At 73.2% G+C, this 10,746-nt stretch carries 5 protein-coding genes; all 5 read right to left on the bottom strand.

The genetic code is table 11. From position 1 onward, the window contains the following. The coding region (locus tag B082_RS40565) for a beta-ketoacyl synthase N-terminal-like domain-containing protein (protein WP_420707704.1) at positions 1-125 on the bottom strand (125 nt) is incomplete at its 3' end. Positions 126-142: 17 nt separating this feature from the next. Then, positions 143-3,289, bottom strand: coding sequence for a type I polyketide synthase (locus B082_RS0129555; RefSeq protein ID WP_018555412.1), 3,147 nt, complete (start codon positions 3,287-3,289; stop codon positions 143-145). 28 nt (positions 3,290-3,317) lie between these two features. Continuing rightward, complete coding sequence (locus B082_RS0129550) at positions 3,318-6,464, bottom strand: non-ribosomal peptide synthetase (RefSeq protein ID WP_018555411.1); 3,147 nt, start codon at positions 6,462-6,464, stop codon at positions 3,318-3,320. Between the two features lie 56 nt (positions 6,465-6,520). Beyond that, the gene (locus B082_RS0129545; protein ID WP_018555410.1) at positions 6,521-7,351 is read right to left on the bottom strand and encodes a hypothetical protein; all 831 of its coding nucleotides are present in this window, start codon (positions 7,349-7,351) and stop codon (positions 6,521-6,523) included. Between the two features lie 71 nt (positions 7,352-7,422). After that, the coding region (locus B082_RS36970) for an SDR family NAD(P)-dependent oxidoreductase (RefSeq protein ID WP_037711174.1) at positions 7,423-10,746 on the bottom strand (3,324 nt) is incomplete at its 5' end.

Raw genomic sequence — 10,746 nt, 5'->3', positions numbered from 1 at the left:
TCCCAACGATCCGAAGGCACCTCACCCACCGCATCGAACCCACCGACCAGCCCCTCCCAAAACTCCCCCGGCCCACCCTCAGCACCCGGGAAACGGCACGACATACCGACAACAGCAATGGCCATGGACTCGTTCATCTGGTTCAGCCTCGATCCGTGTTCATGAGCGAGTCCACATAGCTCGCCAGCGCTTCGAAAGTGGGGTGGTCGTAGACGACCGTGGCGGGCAGGTCGACACCGGTCGACTCCATGACCTTGTTGCGGAGGTCGACCGCCATCAGGGAGGTGAAGCCCAGTTCCAGCAGCGGGGTCTCGACGTTCACCTCGGACGATGAGTCGAGGCCCATCACCTCGGCCGCGACCTCCAGCACAGTGGCCAGGATGAGCGCGGGGCGGTCCGTCGCCGGGGCCGCCGCCAGCCGGGCCTCGGTGGACGGTGCGCTGTCCTCGGGGGCCTCGTCCGCGGGCACCCGCACAGCGGCATCGGTGCGGGCGCGCCCGGGGTCGGCGGTGATCCGGGGCGCGACCTCGTCGAGCCAGTACCGGCGGTGCTGGAAGGCGTACGGGGGAAGGGCGACCGTACGGGGGGCGGAGCCGGCCGTCGCGGCCGGCCAGTGCACGGAGCGGCCGCCGACGTGCAGGCGGGCCAGGGCGGCCAGGAAGGCGAGGGGCTCCTCCTGGTCGCGGCGGGCCAGCGCGATGACACCGGCGCGGGCGCTGTCGGGGGTGTCCGCGAGGATCTCGGTGATCATCGAGGTCAGGACACTGTCCGGGCCGGCCTCCAGGAAGGTGGCGACGCCCAGTTCGACCTGCCGGCGGATACCGGAGGCGAAGCGGACGGGGCGGCGGACGTGGTCGGCCCAGTAGCCGGGGGTGAGGAGTTCGTCCCCGGCGACGTCCCCGGTGAGGTTGGAGACGACGGGAATGCTCGGCCGCTGGTAGATGAGCTGCTTGGCCACGGTCTCGAACTCGGCGAGCATCCCCTCCATGTGCGGGGAGTGGAACGCGTGGCTGACCTTGAGCAGCTTGGTGCGGCGGCCCTGCGCGGTGAAGACGGCGCCGATCTCCCGTACGGCTTCGGGGTCACCGGAGAGCACCACGGAGGAGGGGCCGTTCTCGGCGGCGAGGGAGACCTCGTGCTCCCGGCCCACGAGGAGCGGTTCCGCCTCGGCGGCGGTCGCCTCGACGGCCAGCATGGCGCCGCCGCCGGGCTGGGCCTGCATGAGGCGGCCGCGGGCGGCGACGAGGGCCGCCGCGTCGGACAGCGACCAGACACCGGCGGCATGGGCGGCCGCGAGTTCGCCGACGGAGTGGCCGGAGACGAAGTCCGGGGTGACGCCGAAGTGTTCGAGCAGGCGGTACAGGGCCACCTCGACGGCGAAGATGCCCGCCTGGGTGTAAGCGGTCTGGTGGACGAGTTCGCCGTCGACCGCCGGGTCCTCGCCGAGGAGCACCGTACGCAGGGGGATGTCGAGGTGGCGGTCGAGCTCCGCGCAGACCTTGTCGAAGGCCTGGGCGAACGCGGGGAAGCGGGCGTACAGCTCGCCGCCCATTCCGGGCCGCTGGGAGCCCTGCCCGGAGAACACCACGGCCAGCGGTGCCTTCGCGGCCGGGTCGGGGGCGCCCTTGGTGAGGCCGGCGGCACCGGCGCCTCGGGCGAGCTTCTCCAGGCCCTGGATCAGCTGGGCGGGCTCGGTGCCGACGAGTACGGCCCGGTGGGCGAAGGGGGTGCGGCCGGTGGCCAGGGTGTGGGCGACGTCGACGGGGGCGGTGGGGGTGCGGTGCAGGTGCGCGGCGAGGCGGGCGGCCTGGTCGCGCAGGGCCTTGGGGGTCCGGGCGGCGAGCGGCCAGGCGACGGCGGTGCCGCTCACGGCGGGGCGTACGTCTTCCTGCGGGGCCTCCTCCACGATCACATGGGCGTTGGTGCCGCTGATGCCGAAGGAGGAGACTCCGGCGCGGCGCGGACGCGCCGGGTCGCACGGCCAGGCGACGGGTTCCTGGAGCAGGGCGACGCTGCCGGAGCTCCAGTCGATGTGGGGGGTCGGGTTCTCGGCGTGCAGGGTGCGCGGCAGGAGCTGGTTGCGCAGGGCCATGACGGTCTTGATGACACCGCCGACGCCCGCGGCGGCCTGGCTGTGCCCGATGTTGGACTTGAGGGAGCCCAGGCGCAGCGGGCGGCCCGGCTCGCGTCCGGGGCCGTAGGCGGCCTGGATGGCCTGGCCCTCGACGGGATCGCCGAGGGTGGTGGCGGTGCCGTGGGCCTCGACGGCGTCGACCTCGCCGGGGGTGAGCCGGGCGTCGGCCAGGGCCTCCTGGATGACCCGCTCCTGGGCGGGACCGTTGGGGGCGGTCAGGCCGTTGCTGGCGCCGTCCTGGTTGACGGCGCTGCCTCGGATGACGGCGAGGACGGGGTGCCCGGCCTTCCGGGCGTCGGAGAGGCGTTCGAGGTAGAGGACGCCGACGCCCTCGGCCCAGCCGGTGCCGTCGGCCTCGGCGGAGAAGGACCGGCAGCGGCCGTCCGTGCTCAGCCCCCGCTGGCGGGCGAACTCGGTGAAGACGGTGGGGGTGGCCATGACCGTGACGCCGCCCGCGAGGGCGGAGGCGCATTCTCCGCGGCGCAGCGACTGGACGGCGAGGTGCAGGGAGACCAGGGAGGAGGAGCAGGCGGTGTCCACGGTGAGGGCGGGACCGTGCAGACCGAGGGTGTACGAGATGCGGCCGGAGGCGACGCTGGCCGCGCTGCCGCTGCCGATGTAGCCCTCGAAACCCTCGGGGGCGGGGTTCAGCCGTGCGCCGTAGTCGTTGTACATGACGCCGACGAAGACCCCGGTGCGGCTGCCGCGCAGGGACCGGGGGTCGATGCCGGCCTGTTCGACGGCCGCCCAGGCGTGTTCGAGCAGCAGTCGCTGCTGGGGGTCGATGGTGAGGGCTTCCTTGGGGGTGATCCCGAAGAGCCCGGCGTCGAAGGAGGCCGCTTCGGGCAGGAAGCCGCCGTGGCGCGTGTAGCAGGTGCCAGGGGTCTCGGGGTCGGGGTCGTAGAGGGCGTCGAGGTCCCAGCCCCGGTCGGCTGGAAAGTCTCCGACGGCGTCGGTGCCGGAGGCGACCAGCTCCCACAGGTCTTCGGGCCCGGCGACGCCTCCCGGGTAGGCGCAGGCCATGCCTACGACGGCGATCGGCTCGTGATGCCGGTCCTCCAGATCCCTGATGTGCTGCCGGGCCTCGCGCAGATCGATCGTCATCCGCTTGAGGTAGTCGAGCAGCCTGGCGTCTTCGCCGGTCGCGGTCGTCATGTCTCCCCCTTCCCTTGTGGGTGGTGCGTCACTGGTTGTTCGTCTTGCGGATGCGGGCCGCGAGCCGGGCGGGTGTCGGGTCGGCGTACAGGTCGGCCATGGCGAGGGTCGTTCCGGTGGTGTCCTCGACCCGTTGGACGAGTTGGGCGCCGAGCAGCGAGTGGCCGCCGTGCGCGAAGAAGTTGGCGTCGGCGTCGACGTCCGTGCGTTCCAGGAGTTGCTGCCAGAGGGCGATGAGCGCGACGGTGAGCTCGTCGCCCTGGTGGGAGGTGCCGCCGGTGTCCGTGCCTCGTTCGCTGCGGAGCCGGCCGGCGAGGCGTTTGAGGGCCAGGTAGTCGGTCTTCTGGCTGACGGTGGTCGGGAACGTGTCGACGGCCAGGAATTCCTGGGGGACGGCGGCGCCGGGCAGACCGGCTCGGGCGTGTTCCCACAGCAGGTCGGCGAGGGCCGCCGGGCCGGTGTCCTGGGCGGGCTCCACGAAGGCGACGAGCAGCGGACCGCCGGGGGCGTCCTCGTCGACGACGACGGCCGCTCCGCGCACCCGCGGGTGTTCCAGGAGTACGGCTTCCACCTCGCCGAGTTCGATGCGGTTGCCGCGCAGCTTGACCTGGCGGTCGGCCCGGCCGTGCAGGGCGAGGCGCCCGTCGGGGAGCCAGCAGGCGAGGTCGCCGGTGCGGTAGTAGCGGCCGTGTTCGGGGTGGGTGGCGAAGCGTTCGGCGGTCAGGTCGGGGCGGCCGTGGTAGCCGAGGGCGACCCCGGTGCCGGCTATGCACAGTTCGCCGCGGACGCCGACGGGCAGTTCGCGCCCGTCCCGGTCGGTGACGAAGGCCCGGGTGTTGTTCATGGGGCGGCCGATGTCGATGGCGGTGGCGCCGTCGGGGACAGTGCCGCAAGTGGAGTAGATGGTGGTCTCGGAGGGGGCGTAGGCGTTGCGCAGGGTGCAGCCGGCGGCGGTGATACGGCGGGCGAGCGCGGGCGGCATCGGCTCACCGCCGGTGACGCCGCGCCGGCCGGCCAGCCGGTGGCCGGCCTTGTCCGCGATGAGCCGCCAGGTGGTGGGGGTGGCCTGGATGATGCCGACGTCGTGGCGTTCGAGGAGTTCGAGGAGGGCCTGGCCGTCGCTGCGGGCCGCTTCGGGGGCGACGGCGATCCGGCCGCCGGTGACGAGGGGGAGGAAGAGTTCCAGGGCGGAGATGTCGAAGGTGAAGGTGGTCAGCCACAGCGTCACGTCGGCGGCACCGGCGCCCAGTTCCTGGCGGAAGTGGTGGATGACGTTGGCGGCGCCCCGGTGGGTGATGACGGTGCCCTTGGGCTTGCCGGTGGAGCCCGAGGTGTAGATGAGGAAGGCGGTGGCGTCGGGGCCGGGGAGGTCCACCGGTTCCTCGACGGTCGGTTCCGTGGCCCGCGGTGGCGTGGCGGGGGCCACGGCCGCCATGGGCCGCACGCTTACGGTGGAACCGGCGGCCACGTCGATGCCGGGCGCGGCGAGGACCACGGCGGCGCCGGAGTCCTCCAGCAGGTAGGCGGTGCGCTGGGCCGGGTGGTCGGGGTCCAGGGCGAGGTAGGCGGTGCCCGCCAGCCAGGCTCCGAGGACGGCGGCGGCGAGTTGCGGGCCGCGCCGGGCGGCGAGCGCGACGATGTCGCCGGGGCGGGCTCCGGCGGCGCGCAGCAGGTCCCGGTCGGCGAGCGCGGTGTCCCACAACTGCTGGTAGGTCGTGGTTTGTTCGCCGTCCTCGACGGCGACCGCGCCGGGGGTGGCGGCGGCCGTGGCGGCGACGGCCTCCAGCAGGGTGGCGGGAGTGACCTCGGTGCCGGTGGCGTTGGCGGCGTCGATGGCGGCCCGGTCCCGGGGGCCGTGCAGGGGCAGTTCGCCGAGGGGGCGGTCGGGGTCCTGTCCCAGAGCGACGAGCAGGGCGTCGTAGCGTTCCAGCAGGAACTCGGTGTCGTCGCGGGAGAGGACCTCGGTGTAGAAGACGCCGCGGATCCGGATCTCCTCGGGCGAGGCGAGGAAGAAGAACTCCAGGTCGAACTTGCTGTAGCCGTTCTCGACGAGCAGCCGCCGGGCGGGGACGCCGTCGATGTCGAAGCTGGTCTGCCCGGCGTTGGGCACGTAGTTGAACAGGTGCCGGAAGACGGTGTTGCGCCAAGTCGCGCCGGTGTGCTCGATCTCCGGAAGCAGGATGTCCACCGGCACGTCGGCGTGGGTGATGGCGCCGAAGAAGGCTTCCCGGGACTCGGCGGCCAGGGTCCGGAAACCGGCGCCCATGTCGACCCGGGCGCGCAGGGGGAGGGTGTTGACGTGGTAGCCGACGGTTCCGGCGGCGTGGGCGGGGCGGACGTTGGCGGGCGAGCCGACCACGAGGTCGGGTCCGGCGCCGTGCCGGGCGAGCAGCAGGTAGTAGGCGGCGAGGAGGACGACGGCTTCGGGGGCCCGTACCTCCCGCTGGAGGCGGCTGACGGCCTCGTGGGCCTCGGCGGACAGGGTGTGCAGGACCGAGTCGCCGGTCAGTGTGGGGTCGGGCCGGTCCTCGGTGCCGCAGTCCAGTCCGAGGGCCGAGGGGTCGAAGCCCCTCAGGTGCTCGCGCCAGTAGGCGAGGCTCTCGTCGGTGGGGGCGGCGGTGGCGAGGGCCGGCTGGGGGGCGGCGAGGTCCTCGGGCACGTCGAGGCCGGCGGCGACGGCCTCGTAGACGCGGGTGAACTCGTCGAGCAGGATCGCGGCGGAGACGGTGTCGAAGACGATGTGGTGGACGACCAGGCAGAAGACGTCCCCCTCCGGGCCCTGGAGGTGCCCGGCGCGCAGCAGCGGCTGCCCGTCGAACGTGAAGGGCCGGGCGACGAGCGCGGCCACCGCCGCTTCGGTGCCGCCGGCCGCGACCGTCATGGTGCTGACGGTGGCGGCGAATCGGTCGGCCGGGACGGTCTGCTTGACGAGTCCGCCGTCCGTACCGTGGAAGACCGTGCGCAGCGCCGGGTGCCTCCGTACCAGGGCGTCCAGGGTCTGCTGCAGCTCCCACTCCCCGAGCGGCTCCTCGGTGGTGAAGACGACCGAGAGGTTGTTGACGGCACCGGAGGGGACGAGCTTTTCGAGCAGCCACAGCGCCTGCTCCTTGCGGCTGGCCGCCGTGAGTACGGCGTGGGCCGGGCCGTTCCCCGGGGTCTGGGCTGAGGTGAGCATTCCGGATTCCTGTCTGTGACCTGGGAGAGGGAGTACGGCCGGCCGTGCGCGCGGGGTCAGGAAGCGAGCAGGAGCTCGGTGACGGCCTGGGCGACCACGGGGCTGCTGAGCAGCTCCACGTGCGGGGTGTCGAAGCGGAGCTCGTCCGCGACGAGGGCGGCCTTGTGGTCCGGGTTGAGCAGGCGGAACCCGTTGAGTCCGCTGGTCGCGGTGGCCGAGGTGATGGCCGTGGAGCGCAGCCAGGCGGCCGCCGGTTCGATCTGCTCGGCGGTCGAGAGATAGGTGAGGAACGCGCCCGCGGTCTCCGTCATCTCCGCACGGCGCCGGTCGTCCAGGCCGAGCTTGTCGCAGGCCGTCTGGGCGAGGGCGTGGTAGAGCAGGAGGAGCCGGCGGGCGAGGTCGCCGAGGCTCACGCAGGTCTCCTGAGCGCGCTGTGCCGAGTCCTGGACGCGGCCGACCTCGGCGGCGCCGACAGCGGGTTCCATCTGGCCGACGGCCTTGTGGAACTGCCAGTACATGCTGGCGGCCGCGGCCCGCTCCGGGTCGAAGAGGATCGTCTGCGGGAAGGAGCCCTGCCGCTTCTCGACCTCCTCGGCGATGGCGGCCGCGTAGACGCTGCCCGCGCAGAACGCCAGGACGGCCTTGACCCGCTTGCCGCTGGTGCGGACCTCGTCGACCCACTGCTTGACGTACGCGTCGGCGGGCAGGTCGGGGCGGGAGGCCACGGCCGCGGGAAGGGTCTCCCAGACGGTGAAGCCGGTTCCGAGGAGCGGGACAAAGTCGCTGAAACGGGCCTCGCCACGGCCGGTCGCGTCGAAGTCGACGGCGAGGACGACCTCGTCGGTGTCGCCGGCGATGAGCTCTTTCCAGGTGCTGAGGCTGGTCATGGGGTTCCGGTTCCGTTCTGTGGTGAAGGGTCGGTCGGTTCGGGTGCTACGGCCGGACACGGGCTCGTGAGCTACAAGCTCCCGCCGAACTCCTGGTCGATCAGGTCGAGGAGCTCGGTCGCGGAGGCGGACTCGATGTCGGCGGCGTCCCGGGCCGCCGCGCCGTCCTCCGCTGCCGCCCAGCCGGCGAGCAGCTCTTCCATCCGGGCCGCGACGGTGCGGCGCAGCTCGTCGCCGCCGGCATCGGCGGCCAGGCCCACGAGTGAGGCTTCGAGCCGCTCCAGGTCGGCGAGTACGGGCTGCCTGTCGACGGCGGGTTCGGCCAGCTTGTGGATGTACTCGGTGAGTTCGCGGGGGTTCGGGTGGTCGAAGACGAGGGTGGAGGGCAGGACGAGGCCGGTGGCCGCGCCGAGCCGGTTGCGTAGTTCGACGGCGGTCAGTGAGTCGAAGCCCAGGTATCTGAAGGACACGTAGTCCTTGATCCGGTCCGTGTCGGCGTGGCCGAGCACGACCGCGATGGTCGTACGGACCAACTCCCGGACGATTTCCTCCTGTGCGGGGCGGGCCAGGCCGGTCAGCCGGTCGGTGAGCCCGGTCTCGGCCGAGGTCTGCGCACCGCCGGTACGGCGGACGGGCGTACGGGCCAGGCCGCGCAGCCGGTCCGGCAGGGTGTCCGCCTCGGCCTGGGCGCGCAGTGCCGCCGCGTCGAAGCGGGCCACGACCGGTACCGGGGCCGGGGCGGCGAGCGCCGCGTCGAACAGTCCGAGCCCTTCGGCGGCGGACAGCGGCAGCAGGCCGCCGCGTCCGGCTCGGGCCAGGCCCGCCGCGTCGAGGCGGGTGGCCAGCCCGGTGCCTTCGCCCGAGGTCTCGCCCCACAGGCCCCACACCAGGGATACCGCGGGCAGCCCCTGGGTGCGGCGCTGTTCGGCGAGGGCGTCGAGGTAGGCGTTGGCGGCCGCGTAGTTGGCCTGACCGGCGTTGCCCGCTTGGCCGGCGAGCGAGGAGAAGAGGACGAAGGCGTCCAGTTCCAGGCCGGCGGTCAGCTCGTGCAGGTGGCGCGCGGCGTCGGCCTTGGGCCGCCACACCGCCGCAAAGCGTTCGCGGGTCAGCCCCTGCACGATGCCGTCGTCGAGGACGCCCGCGCTGTGCACCACCGCGGTGAGGGGGTGGTCGGTGGGCACGGCGGCCAGGAGGGCGGCGAGCGCGTCGCGGTCGGCGGTGTCGCAGGCGGCCAGGGTGACGGTCGCGCCGAGGGCTTCGAGTTCGGCGCGCAGGGTGTCGGCTCCGGGGGCCTGTGCTCCGCGTCGGCCGGCGAGCAGCAGGTGGCGGACTCCGTACGTGGTGACCAGGTGGCGGGCGAAGAGCGCGCCGAGCGCACCGGTACCGCCGGTGATCAGGACCGTGCCCTCCGGGGTGAACCGGATGGCTGCGGCAGCCTGCTCCGGACGGATCCGGGCGATGCGCGGGCGGGCCGCCGCACCGCCGCTCAGGAGCAGTTCGGGCTCCCCCGCGGCCAGGGCGGACAGCGTGCCGCGTGCGGTGTCGGTGGCCGTTTCGGTGCCGGCGCCCGTGTCGATCAGGACGACGCGGCCCGGGTTCTCGGAGCCGACGACCCTGAGCAGCCCCCACATGGCCGCCGCCACCGGGTCCGTTCCGTCAGTGGCTCCGCGGCTGAGGAGGACGAGTGTGCTCCCGCCCAGGCCGTCCTCGGCGAGCCAGTACTGGACGAGTTCCAGCAGGCGGTGCACGGCCGTGCCCGGATCCGCGTCGGCGGGCGGGGCCGTCAGGATGTATTGCGGCGCGGTGCCGCCCCCGGCGACGGCCGCCGCGAGGACCCGCATGTCGTCATACGGTTCCTGGGCGATGCCGAGCGCGCCGCGAAGCCCCGCCGGATCGGCGCCGAGCCACACGGCCCGGTCGGGGGCGCTCTCGGCGACGGGCAGCTCGACAGGCTCCCAGCGCACGTGGTGCAGCGGCAGCCGGTCGGTGCGCAGCGCGGCGAGGGCAGCCTGGTCGGTGGCCCGCACGGTGAGCGTGTCGACACCGCCGAGAGGCGTGCCCGAGGTGTCGGTGAAGAGCAGCCGGACGGTGTCGTCCCCGGTCAGGTCGAGCGTCACCCGCAGCGCCGACGGCACGGTGGCGGGTGCCGTCAGACCGGTCCAGGAGTACGGGACGCGCAGCCGCAGGCCGTCGTCGCCGGCCTCGGCCAGGGCGGTCACAACCAGTGGGTGCAGGGCCGAGTCGAGGAGCGCCGGGTGCAGGGCGTACCCGGCGGTGGCGGTGCCGGGGGCGAGTTCGACCTCGGCGTACAGCGTTCCGCCGCTCTGCCACAGAGCGGTCAGGCCCTGGAAGGCGGGACCGTACTCGTATCCCTGGTCGGCGAGCCGCCCGTAGGCGTCGGCGAGGTCCACCGGAGTGGCGCCGGCCGGAGGCCAGTCGGAGCCTGCGGGTGCCGGGTGAGCGGGCGCCTCGGCAACGAGGAGGCCCTGGGCGTGCAGGGTCCACTCGGCGGCATCGGCGTCGGAGGAGGTCTCGGGGCGGGCGTGGACGGAGAGTTCACGGCGGCCGGAGGAGTCCGGGCCGTGGACGGTGAGCTGGATCTGCACGGCTCCGGTCGCCGGGAGGGCGAGCGGAGCATGCAGCACCAGGTCGTTGACGACGCCCGCATCGAGCTGGGCCGCGGCGAACAGGGCGAGGTCGGCAAAGGCCGCACCGGGCAGCAGGACCGTGCCGGCGACCGTGTGGTCGGCGAGCCACGGATGGGTGGCCAGGGACAGTCGGCCGGTGAACAGCACCGTCTCCGACCCGGCCACGGCCACGGCCGCCCCGAGAAGGGGGTGCGTGGTGGCGGTGAGCCCTGCGGTGGACACGTTGCCAGTGGTGGGGGCGGACTCAAGCCAGTAGCGGGTGCGCTGGAAGGGATACGTGGGCAGGTCGAGCGGGCGCTGGGGCTCGGGAAGAGCTGTGGCCCAGTCAACGGGAACGCCGTGAGCCCACGCCTGACCGGCGGAGAGGAGGAACCGTTGCAGGCCGCCTTCGTCCCGGCGCAGTGACGGCACCGCGAGCGCCGCGACCGCGCCGGCGGCTTCGAAGGTCTCCTGAAGACCGATCGTCAGAACCGGGTGAGCGCTCGATTCAATGAACGTCGTGAATCCGTCGGCGAGCAACTTCCACGTCGTCTTCTCGAACTCGACCGTCTGACGCAGATTGCGATACCAGTACCCCGCATCCAGTGCCGCGCTGTCGACGACTTCGTTCGTGACGGTCGAGTAGAACGGGATCTCCGGCTTGCGCGGTACCACCGGTGCCAGGAGCTGTGCCAGCTCAGCCTGGATGGACTCCACATGAGGCGAGTGCGAGGCGTAGTCCACCGCGATACGACGCGAACGCACCCC

The sequence above is a fragment of the Streptomyces sp. ATexAB-D23 genome, assembly GCF_000373645.1.
GTDB lineage: Bacteria > Actinomycetota > Actinomycetes > Streptomycetales > Streptomycetaceae > Streptomyces > Streptomyces castrisilvae.
The sequence above is the reverse complement of the archived record's forward strand: the minus strand, read 5'-3'. Positions and strand labels throughout refer to the sequence as shown.

What these genes read in the sequence shown, in the direction of transcription:
- B082_RS0129555 (WP_018555412.1), bottom strand. Translation starts at nt 3,289, where the DNA reads ATGACGACCGCGACCGGCGAAGACGCCAGGCTGCTCGACTACCTCAAG.
- B082_RS0129550 (WP_018555411.1), bottom strand. Translation starts at nt 6,464, where the DNA reads ATGCTCACCTCAGCCCAGACCCCGGGGAACGGCCCGGCCCACGCCGTA.
- B082_RS0129545 (WP_018555410.1), bottom strand. Translation starts at nt 7,351, where the DNA reads ATGACCAGCCTCAGCACCTGGAAAGAGCTCATCGCCGGCGACACCGAC.